General features: G+C 69.0%; 24 protein-coding genes. 7 read left to right on the forward strand and 17 right to left on the reverse strand.

The window, feature by feature from the left end; genetic code table 11:
* Positions 1 to 544: 544 nt before the first annotated feature.
* The 4 genes from KU887_RS24980 to KU887_RS24995 all read right to left on the reverse strand — a co-directional run bounded on the left by KU887_RS24980 (position 545) and on the right by KU887_RS24995 (position 3,025).
* A complete protein-coding gene (locus KU887_RS24980; RefSeq protein WP_006496212.1) occupies positions 545 to 982 on the reverse strand; it encodes a hypothetical protein in 438 nt (145 codons plus the stop codon).
* Positions 983 to 1,359: 377 nt separating this feature from the next.
* The gene (locus tag KU887_RS24985) at positions 1,360 to 2,019 is read right to left on the reverse strand and encodes an isoprenylcysteine carboxylmethyltransferase family protein (RefSeq protein WP_077021388.1); all 660 of its coding nucleotides are present in this window, start codon (positions 2,017 to 2,019) and stop codon (positions 1,360 to 1,362) included.
* Positions 2,020 to 2,181: 162 nt separating this feature from the next.
* On the reverse strand, positions 2,182 to 2,352 hold the full coding sequence (locus tag KU887_RS24990; RefSeq protein ID WP_006485756.1) for a hypothetical protein: 171 nt from the start codon (positions 2,350 to 2,352) through the stop codon (positions 2,182 to 2,184).
* Positions 2,353 to 2,605: 253 nt separating this feature from the next.
* Positions 2,606 to 3,025, reverse strand: coding sequence for an HIT family protein (locus KU887_RS24995; protein ID WP_006485763.1), 420 nt, complete (start codon positions 3,023 to 3,025; stop codon positions 2,606 to 2,608).
* A 242-nt stretch (positions 3,026 to 3,267) separates the two neighbouring features.
* On the opposite strand from KU887_RS24995, the gene KU887_RS25000 reads away from it, so the two are divergent.
* A complete protein-coding gene (locus KU887_RS25000; protein WP_059722131.1) occupies positions 3,268 to 4,689 on the forward strand; it encodes a serine hydrolase in 1,422 nt (473 codons plus the stop codon).
* A 78-nt stretch (positions 4,690 to 4,767) separates the two neighbouring features.
* Here KU887_RS25000 and KU887_RS25005 read toward each other — a convergent pair whose 3' ends face one another.
* The 6 genes from KU887_RS25005 to KU887_RS25030 all read right to left on the reverse strand — a co-directional run bounded on the left by KU887_RS25005 (position 4,768) and on the right by KU887_RS25030 (position 10,331).
* Positions 4,768 to 5,391 (reverse strand): glutathione S-transferase family protein, encoded by a 624-nt coding sequence (locus KU887_RS25005; RefSeq protein WP_006485757.1) that lies wholly within the window; start codon positions 5,389 to 5,391, stop codon positions 4,768 to 4,770.
* Positions 5,392 to 5,463: 72 nt separating this feature from the next.
* Positions 5,464 to 6,963, reverse strand: a complete 1,500-nt coding sequence (locus tag KU887_RS25010; RefSeq protein ID WP_006485764.1) for a TIGR01777 family oxidoreductase — start codon at positions 6,961 to 6,963, stop codon at positions 5,464 to 5,466.
* Positions 6,960 to 7,829, reverse strand: coding sequence for a thiol-disulfide oxidoreductase DCC family protein (locus KU887_RS25015; protein WP_058902398.1), 870 nt, complete (start codon positions 7,827 to 7,829; stop codon positions 6,960 to 6,962). Before KU887_RS25015 ends, KU887_RS25010 begins: the two co-directional genes overlap by 4 nt.
* Before the next feature lie 93 nt (positions 7,830 to 7,922).
* Positions 7,923 to 8,393 carry a DUF2269 domain-containing protein gene (locus KU887_RS25020; RefSeq protein ID WP_006485758.1) on the reverse strand — a complete coding sequence of 157 codons (471 nt, stop codon included), beginning with the start codon at positions 8,391 to 8,393 and terminating at the stop codon, positions 7,923 to 7,925.
* Positions 8,390 to 9,709, reverse strand: coding sequence for an SDR family oxidoreductase (locus KU887_RS25025; protein WP_258255774.1), 1,320 nt, complete (start codon positions 9,707 to 9,709; stop codon positions 8,390 to 8,392). Before KU887_RS25025 ends, KU887_RS25020 begins: the two co-directional genes overlap by 4 nt.
* An 88-nt stretch (positions 9,710 to 9,797) precedes the next feature.
* Positions 9,798 to 10,331, reverse strand: coding sequence for a GbsR/MarR family transcriptional regulator (locus tag KU887_RS25030; protein ID WP_006480371.1), 534 nt, complete (start codon positions 10,329 to 10,331; stop codon positions 9,798 to 9,800).
* Positions 10,332 to 10,498: 167 nt separating this feature from the next.
* Between KU887_RS25030 and fabV the strand changes: the two genes are divergently transcribed.
* Positions 10,499 to 11,701 (forward strand): enoyl-ACP reductase FabV, encoded by a 1,203-nt coding sequence (fabV, locus tag KU887_RS25035; RefSeq protein WP_006483953.1) that lies wholly within the window; start codon positions 10,499 to 10,501, stop codon positions 11,699 to 11,701.
* Positions 11,702 to 11,761: 60 nt separating this feature from the next.
* Here the strand turns inward: fabV and KU887_RS25040 are convergent, their stop codons facing one another.
* Positions 11,762 to 12,466 carry an SDR family oxidoreductase gene (locus KU887_RS25040; RefSeq protein ID WP_069352645.1) on the reverse strand — a complete coding sequence of 235 codons (705 nt, stop codon included), beginning with the start codon at positions 12,464 to 12,466 and terminating at the stop codon, positions 11,762 to 11,764.
* A 313-nt stretch (positions 12,467 to 12,779) separates the two neighbouring features.
* Between KU887_RS25040 and KU887_RS25045 the strand changes: the two genes are divergently transcribed.
* The gene (locus tag KU887_RS25045) at positions 12,780 to 13,364 is read left to right on the forward strand and encodes a TetR/AcrR family transcriptional regulator (RefSeq protein WP_258255781.1); all 585 of its coding nucleotides are present in this window, start codon (positions 12,780 to 12,782) and stop codon (positions 13,362 to 13,364) included.
* Between the two features lie 39 nt (positions 13,365 to 13,403).
* Here the strand turns inward: KU887_RS25045 and KU887_RS25050 are convergent, their stop codons facing one another.
* Together KU887_RS25050 and KU887_RS25055 are read right to left on the reverse strand one after the other, a co-directional pair.
* On the reverse strand, positions 13,404 to 13,982 hold the full coding sequence (locus KU887_RS25050; RefSeq protein WP_200062445.1) for a hypothetical protein: 579 nt from the start codon (positions 13,980 to 13,982) through the stop codon (positions 13,404 to 13,406).
* 161 nt (positions 13,983 to 14,143) lie between these two features.
* Positions 14,144 to 14,674 carry a GNAT family N-acetyltransferase gene (locus tag KU887_RS25055; RefSeq protein WP_006496199.1) on the reverse strand — a complete coding sequence of 177 codons (531 nt, stop codon included), beginning with the start codon at positions 14,672 to 14,674 and terminating at the stop codon, positions 14,144 to 14,146.
* A gap of 204 nt (positions 14,675 to 14,878) precedes the next feature.
* Here KU887_RS25055 and KU887_RS25060 point away from each other — a divergent pair, with 204 nt between their 5' ends.
* From KU887_RS25060 to KU887_RS25070, 3 genes are all read left to right on the forward strand, one after another.
* Positions 14,879 to 15,244 carry a helix-turn-helix transcriptional regulator gene (locus KU887_RS25060; protein WP_058902401.1) on the forward strand — a complete coding sequence of 122 codons (366 nt, stop codon included), beginning with the start codon at positions 14,879 to 14,881 and terminating at the stop codon, positions 15,242 to 15,244.
* Positions 15,216 to 15,701, forward strand: a complete 486-nt coding sequence (locus KU887_RS25065) for an SRPBCC family protein (RefSeq protein WP_060265505.1) — start codon at positions 15,216 to 15,218, stop codon at positions 15,699 to 15,701. Before KU887_RS25060 ends, KU887_RS25065 begins: the two co-directional genes overlap by 29 nt.
* 119 nt (positions 15,702 to 15,820) lie before the next feature.
* The gene (locus KU887_RS25070; protein ID WP_006488803.1) at positions 15,821 to 16,297 is read left to right on the forward strand and encodes an SRPBCC family protein; all 477 of its coding nucleotides are present in this window, start codon (positions 15,821 to 15,823) and stop codon (positions 16,295 to 16,297) included.
* 15 nt (positions 16,298 to 16,312) lie between these two features.
* On the opposite strand, the gene KU887_RS25075 is transcribed toward KU887_RS25070, so the two are convergent.
* From KU887_RS25075 to KU887_RS25090, 4 genes are all read right to left on the reverse strand, one after another.
* On the reverse strand, positions 16,313 to 17,428 hold the full coding sequence (locus KU887_RS25075) for an amidohydrolase (protein ID WP_048987724.1): 1,116 nt from the start codon (positions 17,426 to 17,428) through the stop codon (positions 16,313 to 16,315).
* Between the two features lies 1 nt (position 17,429).
* On the reverse strand, positions 17,430 to 18,737 hold the full coding sequence (locus tag KU887_RS25080; RefSeq protein ID WP_006496194.1) for an MFS transporter: 1,308 nt from the start codon (positions 18,735 to 18,737) through the stop codon (positions 17,430 to 17,432).
* 82 nt (positions 18,738 to 18,819) lie between these two features.
* On the reverse strand, positions 18,820 to 20,112 hold the full coding sequence (locus KU887_RS25085; protein WP_163123086.1) for a CaiB/BaiF CoA-transferase family protein: 1,293 nt from the start codon (positions 20,110 to 20,112) through the stop codon (positions 18,820 to 18,822).
* Positions 20,109 to 21,095, reverse strand: coding sequence for a hydroxymethylglutaryl-CoA lyase (locus KU887_RS25090; RefSeq protein WP_258255783.1), 987 nt, complete (start codon positions 21,093 to 21,095; stop codon positions 20,109 to 20,111). Before KU887_RS25090 ends, KU887_RS25085 begins: the two co-directional genes overlap by 4 nt.
* 172 nt (positions 21,096 to 21,267) lie before the next feature.
* Between KU887_RS25090 and KU887_RS25095 the strand changes: the two genes are divergently transcribed.
* On the forward strand, positions 21,268 to 22,086 hold the full coding sequence (locus KU887_RS25095; protein WP_006490799.1) for an IclR family transcriptional regulator: 819 nt from the start codon (positions 21,268 to 21,270) through the stop codon (positions 22,084 to 22,086).
* Positions 22,087 to 22,093: the final 7 nt, after the last annotated feature.

The following is a 22,093-nucleotide window of genomic DNA, read 5'->3' on the forward strand; positions in this document are numbered from 1 at the left end:
TGTTGCGATGACATCCATTCGATTTCCCACTACCCGCCGCCGCCCGCGACGCGCGGTCGGGAGGCGTTGCGGGGGCATGCCGACCATCAGGGAAATCCTGACGGTTGCGCGGTGCGCGCGATGCGTCCGTACCCGGCAATACGGCGTACCCATGCGCAATTCAACACGTCCCGTTAAGCGGATCGAGGGCGATCGACAAGCGCGCGACAGCGGATCGCTGCAGCAGGGTCGCGGGATACGCTCACGTCAGGCTGGAACGAGCCGACGCGGCGAACGGAAAGCAGAGGACATTCGGCCCATCCCGTCCGGGCACATTCATGCGCGGGACGCGATGTCGTCGACAAACGAAATGGGGGAAACGGCGGGAGGAGGATGGCCGGCCCGTCGATCGGGCCCATGGCAGTGGCTGATTGAAGCCGGAGGCGCATCGCCGGTCTGGCCGGCGAAGCGGCCCGGCAGGCTGCCGGGCTGAGGTTCGCGTCGAAGTCCCGACGCCGTCGGCGCGCCGGTGCGCGGATCGCGCACCGTGCCGCGCCAGCGGCGATCAGTCCCAGTCGCGGTGGTGACGGTGCTTGCGGTGACGGTAGCCGCGGTCGCCGTGATCGCGATCGTACGAGCTGCGCGACATGTTGCCGCCGAGCGCCGCGCCGGCGCCGCCGCCGACCGCCGCGCCCAGCAGGCCGCCCGTGCGGCCGCCCATCGCGTTGCCGGCCGCGGTACCCGCGCCGCCGCCGAGGGCGCCGCCGATGATCGCGCCGGTGCGCTCGCGACGGTTCGACGTCACCGCGCCGCCGGCGCCGCCGCCGATCGCGCCGCCGATGACGGAGCCCGTGCTGCCGCCGACCGCGCCGCCGACCGCTGCGCCGGCAACCCCGCCGAGCGCGCCGCCGAGCGCGTTGTTCAAGTCACCGGCCATTGCCGGCAGTGCAGTCGCGCCGGTCAACGCGGCGACGACGAGAGCGGGGGCGATTTTCTTCCACATTCCCGTATTCTTCCTTGTTCGCAATTCTGGTTATCGAGGTCCGCTCGGTACGACGATCTGAATCGATCGACGTCGGGCCAGGCATTGTGCCGAACCGCGGACCAATTCATTTCAATGAGCTTGCGGCGAAGAATAGCACCGGTCCCGCATCCTTGCCGTGGACATTGTGGTAACAAGTTGTTTACGAATCACAGACATTCAACGGGGCCGTCGAATCCGGCTGAAACCCTTGCCGGCATTGGCTCCCGCATCGGTCCGACCCCACGTTGCGGCACGCCGGTCATGCACGCGATCGCACGTTCGAGACACACGTGGCAACACATCTGCACACGCCGGTAACGGGCATCCGGACGACGGTCGGGGAAAAGATGACGGGGTCAGTACACGCCGGGCAGCAACCGCCACGTCCGCGCGCAATACGCGTCGTATTCGGCGCCGAATTGCGAACGCAGCAATGCCTCCTCCGAACGGATTCGCGCGACGAGCGGCACGAGCGTCAGCACGACCAGCAGCACGCCGACGCTCGAGCGGAACACCAGCGCCCAGCCGAGCGAATTGACGACCAGGCCGAGATAGCTCGGATTGCGGATGCGGCTGTAGATGCCGCCGGTCACGAGCGTATGGCCCGGCTGGATCGCGACGAGCCCACTGAAGCGCTTGCCGAGCACGAATACGGGCCATATGCGCAGCACGCCGCCCACGAGGTACAGCCCGACGCCGCTCCAGCGCACCGTGTCGCCACCGAAGGTCCAGATGTCGAGGCGGTCGGTCAGCGCCGGCAGGTATGCGAGCAGGAAGCCGCTCACCGCGAACGCCGCGAGCACCCAGCGGTTGTCGCGGTTCTCGCGTTCGCCGCTGCTCAGGTTGCCTTCGGTGAACAGGGCGGCGACGGCCATCGCGAGTGTCGCGATCGCCACGACGGTTGACTGAGGATGCGAGAAGAACGCAGCGAACCCGCCGCTGCCGAGCACGGCGAGCCCGAGATAGACGAGCGTGGCGACGCCCGACAGGACGACGACCTTGGGGGTAACTGTCATGACGGCCTCGCGAGGATGCGCTTTCCTGTGAAGTATAGGAACCGCGCACCCCGGGCGCCGTGCGCCGCCTTCATGCGGCGCGTGAATTCGCGCGCATCGTCCGGCTAACGGCGGCCGACCGGGCCGGTGCGGCCGGGCCCGGAGCCGAGGCCCGAAGCCGGATCAGCGGATGCGGAAGTTGCCGCCGATGCCGACGCTCACCGGCGGTGCGTAATACGCGGGCGCATAGCCGTAACCGTAGTAGGCCGGCGCGGGCGCGTAGCCGTACGGCGGCGCGACGTAGCAGCCGGACAGGCCGCCGATCAGGGCAAGCGTGATGAGAAGTCTGGACATGGCTCGATTCCCGGCGCGAAAGACGCATGGCACCTCGCGAAGGCCGCGCCGCCGCACCACGCGGCGGCCGGCACGAAGAGGCGATCCGCCCTTCCTGTCGCTCGATGAAACAATGCGCGGAGTCTAGCGCCGGGCCTGGCCGGCCGAGTTTCCCGGGCGGTTACACGTGTTACCTCGTGTGACCGCTGAAACAGGCCCGGTCGGCGCAGCGGCCCGCCAGTGGGCGGCCGCCGCGCCGAGGGCGATCACGCTGTTACACGAAGCGGGCCCGGATGCGCTGCGCGAGCGCTTCGAGCGTCGCCGCGTCGGCGACGTCGCGCGCATGCATCCGCAGCTCGGCGCCTTCCCAGCGCGGAATCACGTGGAAATGGACATGCGGGACCGTCTGCCCGGCTGCCGCGCCGTTGAACTGGCCGATGAACACGCCGTCCGGCTCGAGCGCCGCGCGCACCGCCGCCGCGACGCGTTGCGTCATGCGGATGCCGGCCGCGGCCGCGTCGCCGGACAGCTCGAAGATCTGCGCGGCCGGCTCCTTCGGGATCACGAGCACGTGGCCGTCGGCCTGCGGCATCAGGTCCATGATCGCGAGCGTCGCGTCGTCTTCGGCGACCTTCACGCACGGCAGTTCGCCGCGCAGGATTTTGGCGAACGGGTTGTTGTTGTCGTAGGACATGGCGTTTTCCGATCTCGGTTGGACAATGGGACTGGGAGAGCAATGCCGGACGATTATCGGCCGATGGCCGGCCCGATATCAACTCGCCTCGACGCGCGCCGCCGGCCGCCCCGTCGGCACGCGGCAGCGCGCACGCATGCGGCCGTCATCGCGCGTCACGCGGCGGCGATTGCAACGCGTCGCCCGAACCTGCGACACTGCCGGATCGTTGCCGGCCGGCACGCCACCGAGGACGCTCGCGCATGACGATCCCCCTCAAGAAACTGATGCTGCGCGGTGTCGCGCTCGCGCTCGTTGCCGCGATCGGCTACACGGCCTACATGCTGTACCGGCTCGCGCCGATCGCGACCGGCTATGCGGCGAAGGCGCTGTGTTCCGGCGTGTTCGTGTCGGGGCGCCCGGCCGCGTCCGTGATCGACGTCGACATCATGGCCGGCGTCCATCCGCTGCTGAAACTGGTGCGCCCGTCGCTCGATCCCGACCATCATCGCGCGGTGGCGACGTTCGCCGGCTTCGCCGAACGCGAAGCCGACTTCCGGCCCGGGCTCGGCTGCACGCTCGCGGTCGGGTCCCCGACCGGCTCGGCGGCGGCCACCTTGCCCGCCGGGTTGCCGCCCCTCCCCGATCCAGCGCCCGCGCAACCCGATCCGCCCGCACCGGCCACACCGCCCGCCGGCATCGACGCACACCTGTTGCAGACCGCCATCGACCGCGCGTTCGACGAACCCGATCCGGCGCGGCCGCGCCGCACGCGCGCGGTCGTCGTGATGTGGCGCGGCCAGGTGATCGCCGAACGCTATGCGCCCGGCTTCACGGCCGACACGCCGCTGCCCGGCTGGTCGATGACGAAGACCGTCACGGCCGCGCTGGTCGGCACGCTGGTCGCGCAGCACAAGCTGTCGCCGGACGCGTCGGCGCTGCTGCCCGAATGGCGCGGCAGCGGCGATCCGCGCGCGGCCATCACGCTCGACGAGCTGCTGCGGATGACGAGCGGCCTGCAATTCAACGAGGACTACGACGACCCGCTGTCCGACGTCGCGGTGATGCTGTTCACGCAGCCCGATACCGCGCGGTTCGCGTCGGCGAAGCCGCTGGTCGCGACGCCCGGCACGCAATGGTCGTACTCGAGCGGCACGAGCGCGATCGTCGCGCGCGTGATGCGCGAGGCGCTGGGCGGCAACGCCGGCGACTACCTCGCGTTGCCGCGCCGCGCGCTGTTCGCGCCGCTCGGGATGCGCAGCGCGGTGTTCGAGCCCGACGCGTCCGGCACGCTCGTCAGCGCGTCGTACATGTATGCGAGCGCACGCGACTGGGCGCGCTTCGGCCAGCTGCTGCTGCAGGACGGCGTGTGGAACGGGCAGCGGCTGCTGCCGGAAGGGTGGGTGCGCTACCTGACGCGCGCGACGCCGCAATCGTCGCGGCAGGAATTCGGCGCGCAGCTGTGGGTCAAGGTGCCGGAGCCGTTCAACGATCGCGATCCGCACGCACGCGCGATGCCGGCCGACGCGTTTCATGCGGTCGGCCACGAAGGCCAGTTCGTGAGCGTGGTGCCGAGCCGTCAGCTGGTGGTCGTGCGGCTCGGGCTGTCGCGGCCGGAAGCCGCGTGGAATCACGAGGCGTTTCTCGCGCGCGTGCTCGACGCGGTGCCGGCGCCCGGTGCGTGACGACGGGCCGGTGCCCGCCGGATGCGATGAAGCGCCGCCCGCGACGGCGCCGCCGCATCACGCGCGACGGGCGCAGCATTACGGATTCGCGCTGCCGCCGTATTGCTTGAAACCTTCGCGCGTCGCGAGACGTTCGATATAGCGCGACACCGCCGGCAATTCGGGATGCTCGAACGGCGTGCCGAACCAGCGGTTCACCGACAGGCCGATCGGGATATCCGCGAGCGTGAAGGTGTTGCCGGCCACGTACGCGCCGGTCTTGTCGAGTTGCGCATTCAGCACGTGCATGTGCTTCGTCCAGCCCGCGATCGACTGCGCGATGCCGTCCGGATCCTGGTGATCGGGCGATTTGCGCACGAGGCCGAGGAAAGCGCCGACCCACGAGCGGTTCAGATCCGCGCCCTGCCAGTCGATCCACTGGTCGACCCGCGCACGCGCCTGCGGCTCGGCCGGATACAGCGCATCGCCACCGTAGCGGTTCGCGAGGTAGCGGATGATCGTGTTCGATTCCCAGAGCACGAAGTCGTCATCCTTGATGACGGGCACGAGCGCGTTCGGATTCAGCGCGAGATAGGCCGGATCGTGGGTCGTGCGAAAGCCCGCGCCCCAGTCCTCCTGTTCGAACGGCAGGTTCAGTTCGGTGCACAGCCACAGCACCTTGCGGACGTTGATGGACGGAATCTTGCCGAGGATGCGCAGCATGCAGTCTCCTTGTGAGGTCGGGTGCGGAGCATTCGGGGCGCGCGACACGCGCCGAACGCATTCACGCCGAATTTATACACGACCTCGCGGAAAACGGCAGGCCGCGTGCGCGAAATCGGTGTGCGGCCGATTCGTCAGGTCGCGCAGCGCATGCTCGGCCGTCGGGAAGCGGAACATGAATCCGTCCTGATGCAGCCGTGCGGGCACTACGCGCTGCCCGTCCAGCAGCAGCTCGGCCATCTCGCCCATCGCGGCGCGCAGCGGCGCGGCCGGCACGTGCAGCCACGCGCGGCGGCGCAGCACCTTCGACACGATCTGCACGAACGCGCGCTGGGTCAGCGGCACCGGTGCGACCGCGTTGTAGACGCCGTGCATGCCCGCCTGCGACATCGCGCGCGCCACGATCCGCAGCACGTCGTCGCGGTGAATCCAGCTCAGCACTTGCGCGCCGTCGCCGAATCGGCCGCCCAGCCCGAAGTAATGCGGCAGCAGCATCGGGCGCAACGCGCCGCCCGGGCCGAACACGACGCCTAGTCGCAGCACCACCGCACGCACGCCGTGGCGTGCGAGCGGCGCGGCGGCCGCCTCCCACTGCCGGCACAGCGCCGACATGAAGCCGGTGCCGGCGCCGCTACGCTCGTCGAGCCGTTCGTCGCCCGGCCGCACGCCGTAGTAGCCGATCGCGGACGCCTGGATCCACGTGCGCGGCTTGGCCTCGGCGGTTTCGACCCAGCGCATCAGCGCCTGCGTGACGCCGACGCGGCTGGCGAGCAGCAGCGCCTGCCGGCGCTTGCTCCAGCGTGCACCCAGCACCGGCGCGCCGGCGAGATTGATCACCGTGTCGAAGCGCGCGTGCGGCTGCAACTGTTCGACGGACGTCACGCTGCGCACGCGCCCCTGAAACAGGTAGGCGGCGCGCAGCGGATCGCGCGCCAGCAACGTGACCGTATGTCCTGCGTCGAGCAACTGGTTCACCAGCGTTTCGCCGATGAAGCCGGTCCCGCCGGTGACCAGCACGTTGCCGGGCCGCTGCCCGGCGAACGGGTTGGCGGCCGGCGCGCGCGGCGCGACGCGGCACGCGGCGATCCCGTCGCGCACGCCCGACACCGTCACGCCGACGGCAAACAGGCTGAGCAGCCAGCCGCGCCAGCCGGGATCGATCGGCTGCAGCGCGGTCGGCTCGTGCGCCCACGCGGACAACTGCATCGCGACCATCCCGAACAACGCGCCGCCGTTGACGGCCAGCAGCGTGTGCAGCACGCGCTCGGTCGCCGGCAGCTTGCGGCTCCGGTCCTCGACGACGAAATCCCACAACGTCAGCCCCACTTCGACGAGCACGACCGCCGCGACGGCCGCGACCCACGCGCCGTGAAACGCGACGTTCGCGATCGAGGCGAACACGAGCCCGTACAGCACGGACCGCACCGCATGAATCGCCAGCTCGAGCCGCGCACGCGGGCGGTGCGGCAGGTCCTGCGTGAGTTCGTGGTGATAAAGCGTATCGAATGCGCCCATCGCGCCCTGCACGATCAGCAGGTTGAGCGCCCAGTCGAAAGCCGGCAACGTGTTCATGCGGTATCCCTCCTCCACAGCCAGGCCAGCGGCGGCACCATCGCGACGAGCGCGGCAACGTCGATCGCCACGTGACCCCACACCTGCGCCTGCCACGACAACAGCATGTCCTGCGGCGCCCAGATCAACAGGCCGGCCAGCAACCAGCCCCACGCTTCCCGCTTCCGCAAGCGGTTGCCGAGATGGACGAGCGCGAGCATCCAGACCGCCGCGCATTGCACCGTCGCGGCGATCAGCGACAACCACCACACCTGCTGGACACGCGCGGCCTCGGGTGCGGTTCCCGTCCAGAAATGCCGCTCGATCTCCCGGTGATACGCGTCGAGCCACGATGCGCCGGCAATCCACGGCATCACCACGCCGACGAGCAGGTGAACGAGCGCCGCTGCGTACATCCAGCTCACGACGATACGGCGCGGGGTATCGCGCGGCGGGCGATTCGCTGCTGCACTATCGGAATCCCGGCCGATGCTGCACGCACCGCCTTCGCTGCAGGCTTGCGAGCGATATCCGAGCCAGTGCGACACGGCATGCCGATTGCGCGCCAGGCGGCGATACAGCAACGCGAACCCGGCACGCATCGCCGGCATGCGAAGCAGCCAGACTCGCCCGCGGCGCCCGACCAGCGCATACGCCGCGACGATGCTGTCGATGCCGGTCAGCATGCGTCCGTCGGGCAGACGCGCATGCAGTTCGCGATTCAACGCGGGCAGATCGACGCCGAGCGGCGCCGGATCGAAACCCGGCCCGGCGATATCGACGAACGCCAGCCGGTGTCGCGTGTCGCGAGCGCCGAGACGCCGGATTTCAGCGACACATAGCGGACATCGTCCGTCGAAGTACAGAACCAATTCACTCGAACCCATGCTTTGCACTCCTTCTCGTTATCGCCAGCATCATGAATCGATCGATGGCCTGCTTTCCCGCATACGCCGCCACACCGCGCGACGGCCACGGACTTACATCGGCTTGACCACCATCAGGAAGTAGACGGTCAGCATCGCGAAAAAGGCCGGATAACCGAGCCGTTCCCAGCGCTTCGCATAGCGCCAGTAGCGCTCCGGCAACGCGGCGTCGCCGTTCGCGTGCGCGAGCTTCGCCATCGATGCGAGTTCGAGCTGCAGCCACACGACCGGCAGCCAGCACGCCCCGGCGACCGCGTACAGCACGATCGACGCGAGCAGCCACGGCGCATGCCACGGCCAGCCGGCCGTGTGCGCGAGCCACAGCCCGGACGCCGGCTGGAAGATCACGGCCGGCGTCGTGAACCACCAGTCCGCGCGCACCACGAGCCGCGACACGGCCGCGATCGCGGGCACCGATCGCGTGCGGTTCGCGAAGAACAGGTAGAACGCGGTGCCGAAGCCCGTACCGACCAGCAGCACCGACGACAGGATGTGAAGCGCCTTGACGACGAGATAGGTATTCATGCGTGTTCTTCTTCTGAAAACAGGATCAACAGGATCGCGAGAATCGGCACGTTCTTCAGCACGGGGCCGAACGGTTCGGCCAGCAGGCCGGGCATCGTGACCGCGATGACCGCCGAATACGCGACGATCAGCGCCGCTTGCGCGACCCACAGGCGCCGCGACGGCGCGACGACGGTCACGACGCCGAACGCGAAGTCCAGCGCGCTGGCCGCGTAGAGCGCGATCAGCGCGGGCAGCCCCGTGACGTGCGCGGGCGCCAGCAGCGCGAGGCTCGCGTGCAGTGGATGGATGAATGCGCTGGCGATCGCCGTCCAGATCCACACGATCGCGAGCGCGCCGAGCAGCAACGGGCGTCGCCACATCGCGAGCGCGTCGCGGCGCAGCGTGGCGGCATCCGCGCCGATGAAACTGCCGATGCCGCGCGGCGGCCGGCCCAGCACCGCCGCGGTGGCCGCCGGATCGCCGGTGTTGCCCGCGCGCAGCATCGTCCACGTGTCGCGCGTCAGCATCGCCCCCGGCCACGCGCCGAACAGTGCGGCCGCCGCGCCGACCAGCGCGCCGGGCAGCGTCACGCACGCCGCCGGCGGAAATCCGAGCGCGGCACGGTAGCCGGCCAGCATCTCGCGGTATTCGACTTCGTCGCCGCCGACCACGTCGATCACGCGGCTGCCCGTCGCCGGCGAATCGCCCGCCAGCGCGACGAGCCGCGCGACGACTTCGGCAAGATCGTCGACATGCACGGGGCGCAGCCGCTGATGGCCGCCCGCCGGCAACCCGTGCACGGGCAGGCTCGCGAGCATCCGGAAAAACCGAGCGGACGCACCGGCCGCCCCGTAGACGAGCGCGGGGCGCACGATGCGGAAGTCGATCGGCAGCGTCTGCAGGAAACGGTCGGCCGCGTGCTTGCTCGCGAAGTACCGCGTATCGCCGCGCTCAACGCCGAGCGCCGAAATCTGGATCACGCGCCGCACGCCCGCACGACAACACGCGGTAAAGAGCGCGCACGGCGCGGCGCGATGCACGGCGTCGAGCGTCGCGCCGCGTCGATCGGCCAGCATGCCGACCGCGTTGATCACCACGTCGACGCCGTTCAGCCGCGCGAGCCACGCTTGCGGATCGACGTCCCGCGCGAAGTCGATCGCGACGTCGTACGGGCCGGCGGCGTGACGCACGCCGCGCAGTACGCGATGCCCGCCGGCTTCGAGCTGCGCGCACAGAGCCCGACCGATGAAGCCGTTCGCGCCGCAGACAAGCACGGTCATGCCCGGTGCGCCGGTGCGCTCGGGCTGACAGGTCGACGGCAAGGCTGCGTTCATATCCATCCTTTATTTACAGTTATTTCTGTACAGACAGAAATAACAACCCCGAAAAAAGCGGGCTGCGTGCCCGCTCTCCCGTTACCGCTTACTTCGACGGCTTGCGCCTGACCGTCTGGCTGATCTTCGCGCCGATGCCCAGCGCCTTCATCAGCGTATCGGGCTTGAGCCGCAACATCTCGTCCGACCAGGTCGTGAGCGTCTCGACGAACTGCAGCGTGTCGCGAATGCGCTGTTCGGTCTCGCGGCTCTCGTTCGCGATCTCCGGATTCGTCAGGCAATCGCGCAGCACCGTGAGCGTCGGCTCGATCTCGCGCTGCCGCCGCCCTTCGACGATCAGCTTGAACAGTTCCCAGATGTCGGTCGACGTCTCGAAGTGGTCGCGGCGATCGCCCAGCACGTGCACGACCTTCGCGAGCCGCCACGCCTGCAGCTCCTTCAGGCTCGTGCTGACGTTGGAGCGCGCGACGTTGAGCGTCTCGGCGATCTCGTCGGCGGCCACCGGCCTTCCGGCCAGGTAGAGCAGCGCGTGAATCTGCGAGACGGTGCGGTTGACGCCCCACCGCGAGCCCATTTCGCCCCAGTGGAGAATGAATCGTTCGGCAATCGGTGTGAGTTCCATGGTGGGGAATTTAGTTTTTTCAGTTATTTCTGTCAAGAGAGAAATATCCAGGCGGTCCGGCACCTTCCGGCCGCGCCCGCCCGCGATCGGCCGCTTCCTTTACAATGCGCGGGATTTTTCCGATTTCAGGCCGTCCCCGCCTTTCCGATAGATAGACAGAGGTTTCCATGATCATCAAACCGCGCGTGCGTGGCTTCATCTGCGTGACGACTCATCCCGTCGGCTGCGAAGCCAACGTCAAGGAACAGATCGACTACGTGACTTCGCACGGCCCGATCGCCAATGGCCCGAAAAAGGTGCTCGTGATCGGCGCGTCGACCGGCTACGGCCTCGCCGCCCGGATCTCGGCCGCATTCGGCTCGGGCGCGGACACGCTCGGCGTGTTCTTCGAGCGTGCCGGCAGCGAGACGAAGCCGGGCACGGCCGGCTGGTACAACAGCGCCGCGTTCGAGAAATTCGCCACGGAAAAGGGGCTGTATGCGCGCAGCATCAACGGCGACGCGTTCTCCGACAAGGTCAAGCAGGTCACGATCGACACCATCAAGCAGGATCTCGGCAAGGTCGATCTGGTCGTCTACAGCCTCGCGGCGCCGCGCCGCACGCATCCGAAGACGGGCGAAACCATCAGCTCGACGCTCAAGCCGGTCGGCAAGGCCGTCACGTTCCGCGGCCTCGACACCGACAAGGAAGTGATCCGCGAAGTCTCGCTCGAACCGGCGACGCAGGAAGAGATCGACGGCACCGTCGCGGTGATGGGCGGCGAGGACTGGCAGATGTGGATCGACGCGCTGGCCGACGCCGGCGTGCTGGCCGACGGCGCGAAGACCACCGCGTTCACGTACCTCGGCGAGCAGATCACGCACGACATCTACTGGAACGGCTCGATCGGCGAAGCGAAGAAGGATCTCGACAAGAAGGTGCTGTCGATCCGCGACAAGCTGGCCGCGCACGGCGGCGATGCGCGCGTGTCGGTGCTGAAGGCCGTCGTCACGCAGGCCAGCTCGGCGATCCCGATGATGCCGCTGTACCTGTCGCTGCTGTTCAAGGTGATGAAGGAAAAGGGCACGCACGAAGGCTGCATCGAGCAGGTGTACGGGCTCCTGAAGGACAGCCTGTACGGCGCGACGCCGCACGTCGACGAAGAAGGCCGCCTGCGCGCGGACTACAAGGAACTCGATCCGCAAGTGCAGAACCAGGTCGTCGCGATGTGGGACAAGGTCACGAACGAGAACCTGTACGAGATGACGGACTTCGCGGGCTACAAGACCGAGTTCCTGCGCCTGTTCGGCTTCGAGATCGCCGGCGTCGACTATGACGCGGACGTGAACCCGGACGTGAAGATCCCGGGCATCATCGACACGACGGTCTGACGCGTCGATCGCCGCCGCCGCGCTCACCGCGCGGGCGGCGGATGCGCATGACCGGCGCCGTCAACGCGGCGCCGGCTCTTCCAGATAGACGCCCGACGACAACGCGGCCTTCACCTGCCGCGTGAACTCGTCGGTCGACACTTCCTCCGCCCCTGCTTCGATGGCGTCGTACGCCTGGCGCACGACGTCGGCCGGCGTGGCCTTCGGCACGTCGAGGCCGGCCGTCAGGTCGGTATCGATGAAACCGGCGTGCAGCCCGACGACCTGCGTGCGCTGCTCGCGCAGCGAGTGGCGCAGTCCGTTGGTCAACGCCCATGCGGCCGATTTCGATACGCCGTAGCCCGACAGGATCGGCCGGTTCACCCAGCTCGCGACCGACAGGATATTGAGGATCGCGCCGCCGCCGTGGGCCGCCAGGGTTCCCGCAAACGCCCGCGACATCGCGAGCATCCCGAACACGTTGGTTTCGAAGTGATCGCGCAGCGCGTCGGGCGCGCCGTCGTCCGTCAGGCTGCCGAGCCGCGCGATGCCGGCGTTGTTGATCAGCAGCGTGACGTCGCGCGCCGCATCGGCCGCCGCCGCGACCGCCGCCGGATCGGTCACGTCGAGCTTCACGGGCACGACGCCCGGCAGCGTCACGGTGGCCGGGTCGCGCGCCGCCGCATAGACCTTGCGCGCGCCCCTGGCGAGCGCCTGCTTCGCGAATTCGAGCCCCAGCCCGCGGTTCGCGCCCGTCACGAAAACGACTGCACCTTCGATCTTCATGATCGTTCCTTTCGCATGATGAATCGCCTGCACGCCGGCTCGCCGCGCGCATGAGATCCGGTGGAAAACGAGGTTGCCATCGCGTACCGAGCCGCTCGCTGCCGGTTGTGTGCCCGCGACGTTAAAGACGCCGACCGATTGCCATCCGCGCCCGGCTTGGCTTTGTGTTGCCCGCCAAGTCGGCTACACTCGATGTCAATGTCGATCACCATTGTCTTTGCGGTGCATTGTGTTCGCGCTACGCGGGCATGTCAATGGCGATCACCATCGTGTTTTTCAATCGACGCGATCGGCAACAATCAGGGAGAGATCGATGGGCGTATCCAGACAGCAGGCAGCCGAGAACCGAAGCGCGATCGTCGCGGCCGCCGAACGGTTGTTCCGCGTGCGCGGCGTCGACGCCGTGGGGCTGACGGAGCTGATGAAGGAAGCCGGCTTCACGCAGGGCGGCTTCTACAACCACTTCAAGTCGAAAGACGCGCTGGTCGCCGAAGTGATGGAAAAGGCGATGCACGACCGCGCGGATCCGCCGAATGCCGGCAGCCTCGACGCGCAGGTGGCCGCGTATCTGTCACCCGCGCATCGCGACAACCTCGAGGCCGGCTGCCCGCTGTCCGGCTTCGCGGGCGATGCGCCGCGGCTGACCGAGACGGCGCGCGCCTGCTACGCGCACGGGCTCGCCGCGTATCTCGATCGACTGGAACGGATGGTGGCGACCGACGGCGCCACGCCGGAGCACACGCGTCGCGACGCGCTGGCGGTCTTCAGCCAGATGGTCGGTGCGCTCGTGCTGTCCCGCGCGATCGCCGGCAGCGATCCCGCGCTGGCCGACGAGATCCTCGACGCGGGGCGGGACGCGCTGACCGGCCGACGCGGCAATCCGGTGACGTCGGCGTAACGGCGCACCCTTCGACGCAGCGCGCTCGCTGCTGCCGCGCTATTCGATCGCCCGCGCGGCATCCCACAGCGGCTGCGCACCGCGCGCCGCATTCCACGCTGCAAACTGCGTGCGCCAAGCCTCGAACGGTTGCGCGAGCGGATGGCGCGGATCGTCGCTGAGCGAATACGCCATCCCTTCGATCAGCCAGCGCGGCTTGGTCACGACGGCCAGGTTGCCGAGCACCTCGGCCTGACGGTGATGGATCAGCTCGTGCGCGAGAAAATAGGTCTGCCAGCCGCGCGGTGCGATCACGATGCCGAAATCGCCGAGCGTCAGCGCCGCGCGCGTGCCGAGGCCGAACGCATCGGCGCACGCGCGCGTCGCGCAGAACACGATGCGCGGTGCGGCGCGGAACCCGCCGACGGCCGCCGCCGCGCGGGCGGCGCCGTCGCGATAGAGCTGCTGCGCGGCGCCGAGCTTCGCGGCATCGTCCGTGCAGATGTCGGCGCGCGGGCACGACACGCCGGGAACCAGCGCGGGCGCGACGACGCGCAGCGGCTTGACGAGCGCATACGCGGCAATCGGCAGCGCGACGAGCAGGCCCGTGAGGGCGAAAGCGACATGGGAGCGTTTCATCGAGGCGGCGGTTGCGTGGCGTGTTGTCGGCGTCCTTTGCGAGAACGCGACTATATCGGACCGGGGCTGCCTCCGGTCCTGCTATTCCTGACGGTTGGCTGCCGGGCAAGAAGCGGCTCCCGACACGCCCGGAACGATGCCGCTCAACATGGCGATTGCCGTTACGCGAGCTGCTTGTGGAAAATCGTCGTCGCGCAGAGCGCGCCGTCGGGCATCAGCGCATAGTTCGGCACGACGCCGACACGCTGCCAGCCGGCCCGCTCGTACAGCCGCTCGGCGTCGCCGCCCGTCACCGTGTCGAGCACGAGCACGGTCTTGCCGGCGTCGCGCGCGGCCGCGTCGGCCGCCGCCATCAAGCGCGCGGCGATGCCCTGCCGGCGCGCGTGCCGCGACACGAGCATCTTCGAGATGTCCGCGCGATGCGGCTGGTTCTCGGGCTGCGCGGTCACGACCTGCACGGTGCCGACGATCCGGCCCGATGCATCCTCGGCGACGAGCAGGATGCGCTCGTCGTTCGCAACGCCGTCGGCCACGCGCGTCCAGAACGCGACCGCGGTCGACCGCGCGATCGGCAACATGAAGCTGACGGACGCGCCGCCTTCGACGCAATCGATCAGCACGTCGGCCAGCGCATCGACGCAGGCCATCGCTTCGCTTGCGCCGACGCGGCGGACGGTAACAGGTTCGGTCATGCCATCTCCGGTAATCAGGTGGGCCGCATGCGCGGGTTCGGCATGGGCCGGAATCGGAACGAACGCCGGCCGGGCGTCGAGGCTCGCGCGACGACGGCAGACGTCCGGCGACGCAGCGCCCGATCGGCGCGCGTTACCGCCCCATCATCGTACGTGACGAAAATTTTCGCTGCAGCGTTTCCCGCATCGCCTACACTTAGCCAAATGGATAACTTTCAACCCGGCATCAGCGACGTCTTTCATGCGCTCGCCGATCCGACGCGCTGCGCGATCGTCAGCGCGCTCGGCCAGGGCGAGCGCACGGTCTCCGCGCTGGCCGCGCCGTTCGACATGGCGCTGCCGTCGTTCATGAAGCACGTTGCCGTGCTCGAGCGCAGCGGCCTCGTGGAAACCCGCAAAACCGGCCGCTCGCGCACCTGCGCGCTGGTCGGCAGCCGGCTGACCGAGGCCGAGGCGTGGCTCGCCGCGCAACGCGCGCAGTGGGAAGCGCGATCCGATCGTCTCGTCGAATTCGTCGAACGCCGTCACCAGGAGGAGCAAGATGCCAGCCAGCCACGTCGAACCCGCTGAAGCCCACGACCTCGTCATCACGCGTACGTTGCGCGCGCCGCGCCAGGCGCTGTGGCGCGCATGGACCGACCCCGATCTGCTGAAGGAATGGTGGTGCCCGAAACCGTGGACCACCGAGGTGCGCGCGTTCGACCTGCGGCCGGGCGGCGCCTTCCATACGTTCATGCGCGGCCCCGACGGCGGCACGAGCGACAATCCCGGCTGCTTCCTCGAAATCGTGCCGGAATCGCGCATCGCGTTCACGTCGATGCTCACGGGCGGCTGGCGGCCGCAGGCGCCGTGGATGGGCTTCACGGCGATCATCACGATGGCCGACGACGACGCGGGCAGCCGCTACGAGGCGCGCGTGATGCATCCCGACGCGGCGACGCGCGAGCGCCACGAAGCACTCGGCTTTTTCGAGGGCTGGAACACCTGCATCACGCAGCTCGACGCCTTCGCCGCGACCCTGCGCTGAACGCCGTCTCGCGTGCGGTCATTGCATGCCGCCGCGCCCGCGCCTAGGATTCCTGAAGGAAGCATGACGACACGCCGGGCGCCGGCGTGCACCGTCGCGCGCGCTTCGCGGGAGGCCACATGTTGCACACGCACACGCATTCGACCCGGGTCAGCCGGCACCTGAACGCCCCGCGCGGGCGCGTCTACCGCGCGCTGCTCGACCCCCACGCGGTCGAACAGTGGAAAGTGCCCGACGGCATGACCTGCCGCGTGCATGCGTACGATGCGCGCGAAGGCGGCGCGCTGCGCGTGTCGCTGAGCTACGACGCGCCCGCGGCCGGCACCGGCAAGACCACCGCGCATACCGACACCTATCACGGCCGCTTCGTCACGCTCGTGCCGGACCAGCAGATCGTCGAGATCGACGTATTCGAAACCGACGACCCGATGCTGCGCGGCGCGATGACGATCACGATCACGCTGTCCGACGAAGCGGGCGGCACGCGCGTGGATGCCGTGCACGACGGCGTCCCGCCCGGTGTGCCGGCCGCCGACAACGAGACCGGCTGGCAGATGGCGCTGGCGCGGCTCGCGGCGCTGGTGGAAGCCGGGTGACGCGGCGTACGCGCGTCAGCCGAGCCGGTACGCGTGCGTGACCGTGCCGCGGAACAGCGCGTCGCGCTCGTCCGCGCCGGCCTGCGCGGTCAGACGCTTGAACGCGTTCCAGCCGTTCACGAACGAATACGACCCCTTGTCGACCGGGAAATTGCTCTCGAACATGCAGCGCCCGGGGCCGAACGCGTCGATGCAGGTCATCATCCACGGTTTCCACGCGTCGGCGAGCTGCGCCGAGGACGGCGGCTTCGCGCCTTTCTCGAAATCGAATCCGTTGATGCGCATCCCGAGGCCGCCGACCTTCACGTACACGTTCGGCAGTTGCGCGAGCGTGCGCATCGACGCCGACCAGCGCGCGAACACCTCCGGCCGCTTGTCCGCATAGCTGCCGATCCGCACGACGCCGCCGCAGTGATTGACGATGATCCGCGTGTCCGGGTTCGCCTTCGCGAGCTCGAACAATTCGGGCAACTGCGGGAAGAACAGCCACGCGTCGTACGACAGCCCGAGCGGCGCGAGCTGCGCGACGCCGGCCCGGTACGCGGGATCGAGCAGCAGCCCGCGCGGCACCGCCGACAGCGGATTGGCGAGCGTCGGATCGGCATCCCACGTGCTCAGGTGCCGCACGCCGCGAAACCGCCCGCGCCCCGCTTCGAGATGCGCTTCCAGCACGTCGCGCACGCGTTCGCCGAGCCGCAGGTCCGCATGGCCGACGATGCCTTTCGCGACCGCCACGGGGCCGTGCTGCAGCGGCTCGGTCACGCCGGCGACATAGGCCGTCTCGCCGACCGGCTTCAGCTCCGCGGGACCCGAATCGCGATAGCGCGTCTGCGCCTGCATGTAGACGGACGCCTGGATGTTGTGGCCCGAGCGCGCATCCTGCAGATAGTCGTCGAGGAGGTAGATCCAGCCCGGCCGTTCATAGAAGTGATGATGCGCGTCGACGATCGGCAGGTCGGGCTCGAGCGCGGGTTCGAGCGCCGACGCGAGCCAGTCGGGGCGGACCGCGAGGTAGTTGCTTTGCGTCATGCGGGAGGCTCCATCAGGGGCCGGCGTGTCGGCGAACGCGGGCAGCGCGAGCGAGGCGGCGGCCGCGCCGATCAACCGGCGCCGTTTGATCGAAAAGGTCATGTCATTCGCTCCGGTCGAACGCGTACAGCGACAGCGTGAGCAGTGTCGTGATCGCCAGCACGATCGCGAGGCCGAGCATCCCGGCGGTGAAGGTGCCGAAGCTGTCCTTCAGGTAACCGACGAGATAGGGGCCCGCGAAGCCGCCGAGCGCGCCGATCGAATTGATCAGCGCCAGCCCGCCGGCCGCGGCCTGGCCGGACAGGAAGCGCGACGGCAGCGTGTAGAAGATCGTGCGGCCGGCAATCGTGCCGATCAGCGCGAGCGTGATGCCGACGAGCGCGGGCCCGAGGGTCAGGAAATGGGTCGACACGCCGAGCGCCACCGCGCCGATGCACAATCCGATCGCCAGGTTCGCGACCGGGCCGCCGCGTCGGTCCACCCGCTTCGCCCACCACAGCAACGCGACCGTCGCGAAGAAGTACGGCACCGCGGACAGCCAGCCGGTCTGCATCGTCGACATCCCGTGCGCCTTCAGCATTTGCGGCAACCAGATGCCGATGCCGTACGAGCCCATCGTGAAGCCGAACGAGATCAGCGCGAGCACGTACACGCGTACGTCGCGCAGCGCGACGCCGAAGCGCTTCTTGCGGCCGGCGGCCGCGCCGTCACGCTCGAACGCACGCTGCAGCGCGGCCCGCTCGTCGTCCGACAGCCACGTCGCATGCTCCGGCGAGTCCGACAACAGTTTCAGTACGAGGAAACCGAGCGCGCACGCCGGCAGCCCTTCGACGATGAACATCCACTTCCAGCCGGCGAGCCCGAGCGCGCCGTCGAGCTGCAGCAGCCACGTCGACAGCGGGCCGCCGATCAGCGACGACAGCGGCGTCGACACGGTGAACCACGCCAGCACGCGCGTGCGATAGCTCGCGGGAAACCACACCGCAAGAAAGAAGATCACGCCGGGAAAGAATCCGGCTTCCCCGATGCCGAGCAGCAGCCGGATCGCATAGAAACTCGTCGGCCCGGTGGCGAGCGCGGTCGCGGCCGCCATCAGCCCCCACGTGATCATGATGCGGGCCAGCCAGCGGCGCGCACCGAAACGGTACAGCGCGAGATTGCTCGGCACTTCGAACACGCAATAGCCGGCGAACATGATCCCCGCGCCCCAGCCGAACTGCGTCGCGGTCAGCCCGAGATCGCGGTTCATCGTGAGCGCCGCGAATCCGACGCTCGTGCGATCCAGATAGTTGAAGAAATACGCGAGCGCGAGCAGCGGGATGAAGCGCCACGCGGCCTTGCGCACCGCACGTTGCTCGATCGACGCGTCGGTCTCGCGATCGGCGGCCAGCGCCGGGGAAGCGGATGTCATGGTTGTCTCCGTGAATGCGGCGAGCCTCCCCGCGCGGTGCGCGGCCGGGACGCCTTTGTTCGTTCGATGAATCGCGGCTGCGCTACGCGCTCGCCACTTCGTTCGCCGAAGGCGCGCCGCCCGGCGCGTCGCCGTGCGCGGCGGCTGCCGCGCCGTACTGCCCCGCCACGACGCCGGCATCGATCAGCGCACGCGCATCGTCCGGCGTGTAGCCGAGCTCGCCGAGCAGCGCGCACGTGTCCTGGCCGAGCGCGGGCGGCGCCGAGCGCAGCCGCAAGCGCTCGCCGGCGAGCGTCAGCGGCAGCAGCGCGGTGCGCGTGTCGACCGGCCGCCCGGCGCTGCTCGCGTCGGCCGGCAGCGTCACGGCTTCGAGGCCGCCCGTGGCCAGCAGATGGGGATCGTCGAACAGGTCCTGCGGCTTCGTGATCGGTGCGTAAGGCAGGCCGGTCGATTCGAAGATCGCGCCGATCTCCGCGGCCGAATACGGCGCCAGCCGCGAACGCAATTCCGGCAGCAGCCATTCGCGCGCCTGCACGCGCAGGTTGTTGGTCGCGAGGCGCGGATCGTCCTTCAGCGCGGTCAGGCCGAACGCGTCGCAGAACAGCGCCCACTGCGTGTCCGACACGACCGCGAGAAAAATCTGTTCGTCGTCCTTGACGGAGAACACGTCGTAGACGGCCCACGCGGAAATCCGGCTCGGCATCGGCGCCGCGGCCTGCCCCGTCACCGCGAACTGCATCATGTGCTGCGCGACGAGGAACACGTTGTTCTCGAACAGCGAACTCTGCACCTGCTGGCCGCGGCCCGTGCGCTCGCGCTGCGCGAGCGCGGCCATCGCGCCGATCGCGCCGAACATGCCGCCCATGATGTCGTTCACGCTCGCGCCCGCGCGCAGCGGCCGCCCTTCCGGGCCCGTCATGTAGGCCAGGCCGCCCATCATCTGCACGACCTCGTCGAGCGCGGTGCGATGCTCGTACGGCCCCGGCAGGAAACCCTTGTGCGATACGTACACGAGACGCGGATTCAGCGATTCCAGCGCCGGGTAGCCGAGGCCGAGCCGGTCCATCGTGCCGCTCTTGAAGTTCTCGCTGAAGACGTCCGCCGTCGCGACGAGCCGCCGCACGATCTCCAGCCCGCGCGGATCCTTCACGTCGACCGCGAGACTCTTCTTGTTGCGGTTGAACATCCCGAAGAAGCCCGCGCCGGAGCCGCGCAGCGCCCGCGTGCTGTCGCCCGCGATCGGCTCGATCTTGATCACTTCCGCGCCGAGATCCGCGAGCAGCATCCCGCACGTCGGGCCCATCACCATGTGCGTCATCTCGATCACGCGCACGCCCGCATACGGCAGCGCGGCAGCCTGTTGTCGATCGTTCATCGTGCGACTCCCGCTACGCATCCTTCCGGTTGTGGAGCCGCCGCAGCGCGACCATCCGCATAGCGGAAACCCTTCGGCAACCCTGCGTCGGGCACGTGGCCGTACAGCGCCTCGGACGGCAGCGCCGCATGCAGGATCGCGCGCGCGGCGAGCAACGCGTCGACGTCGACGCCCGTGTCGTAGCCCATCGCCTCGAGCAGGAACACGAGATCCTCGGTGACGATGTTGCCGGTCGCGCCCGGCGCATACGGACAGCCACCGAGGCCGCCCTGGCTCGCGTCGATCGTCGTCACGCCTGCATCGAGCGCCGCGACGACGTTCGCGAGCCCCTGCCCGCGCGTGTTGTGGAAATGCGCGCCGCCGGCCTTGTCGCCGACTTCGCATTGAAGCCGCGTGAACAGCCGGCGCACCTGCGCGGGATTCGCATAACCGCTGGTGTCGGACAGGCCGACTTCGTCGACCCCGCATTCGGCCATCGCCGCCGCCATCGCGATCGTCTCGTCGTCGGAGACCGTGCCCGCGATCGTGCAGCCGAACGCCACCGACACGCCCGCCTCGATCTGCACCGACGGAAACCGCGCGTCGCGCAACGCGACGATCGCGCGCACCTCGTCGATCATCTGCGCGGTCGTCTTGCGAATGTTCGCCAGCGAATGGGCTTCCGTCACCGAGACCGGCAGCGTCAGCTTGTGCACGCCCGCGTCGAACGCGTCCTCGGCGCCGCGCAGGTTCGGCGCGAGCGCGGCGACGTGCAGCCCCGGAATCGCGAGCGCGTGCGCCACGACTTCGCGGACGTCGGCCATCTGCGGAAGCAGCCTGGCCGGCACGAACGACCCGACCTCGATCTCGCGCAGGCCGGCCGCGGCCAGCGCGGTGATCCAGCGCAGCTTGGCGGCCGTCGGCATGACGGCCTCGATGCTCTGCAGCCCGTCGCGCGGCCCGACCTCGCTGACCAGCACCTTCGGATGTTCGGAAACCTTCATTCGACACCTCATCGTTCTATCTGAAAGAACATAGTTCTGTTTGACAGAACTTTAAGCGCACGTCGGACGGGCGATAAGCGGGGTATACCCGTGAAATCGCGTTTTTCTGGAACTTGTGTTCTGTCAGATAGAACGATATAGTCGACCGACCCATCATTCGAAGGAAGCAGCAGTGCCGAGGAATCCAGCAGTTCACGCCGGCGACGCATCCGATCCGGCGACCGAGGAAGCATCCAGCGGCGTCGCCGTGCTCGACCGTGCGTTCGCGATCCTCCGTGCGTTCGGCCAGACCGACGACCGGCTGTCGCTCGCCGAGTTGTCGCGCCGCACCGGGCTGTACAAGAGCACGATCCTGCGCCTGCTCGCCGCGCTCGAGCATGGCGGCTTCATGCGCAAACTCGACGACGGCCAGTACGCGATCGGGCACGAGCCGTTGCGGCTCGCCGCGCTGTACCAGCGTTCGTTCCGTGTCGGCCCGGTAGTCGAGCCGCTCCTCGAGACGCTGAGCCGCGAACTCGGGGAAACGGCATCGTTCTACGTGCGCCAGGGCGACGTGCGCTCCGTGCTCTATCGCGTCGAGCCCGCGCGGGCGGTACGTGTTTCGATCCGCGTCGGCGAGGAGTTTCCGGTCGGCCAGGGCGCCTCGGGGAAGGTGCTGCTGGCCTTCACCGACACGCAGGACGCCCGCTGGCACGACGTGCGCGAACAGCTGTGGGCCGCGTCGTACGGCGAGCGCGACCCGGAGACGGCATCGGCGTCCGTGCCCGTGTTCAACGCGGCCGGCGAATGCGTCGGTGCGTTGACGGTGTCGGGCCCGAAATCGCGGCTCGCCGCCGCGCCGGCGATGACGGCGGCGCTCGCGATGCTGCTGCCGCTCGCGCAGAAGGCGACCGTCGCGCTCGGCGGCGCGGGCGCGCGCTACGACGCACCCGCCGTGCGCGACAGTCTCGCGCGGCTCGCGTCGTCAGCGGACGACACGGTCCGCTCGTAGGGCGTCG

Source organism: Burkholderia sp. EMB26 (assembly GCF_024730645.1).
Classification (GTDB): domain Bacteria; phylum Pseudomonadota; class Gammaproteobacteria; order Burkholderiales; family Burkholderiaceae; genus Burkholderia; species Burkholderia cenocepacia.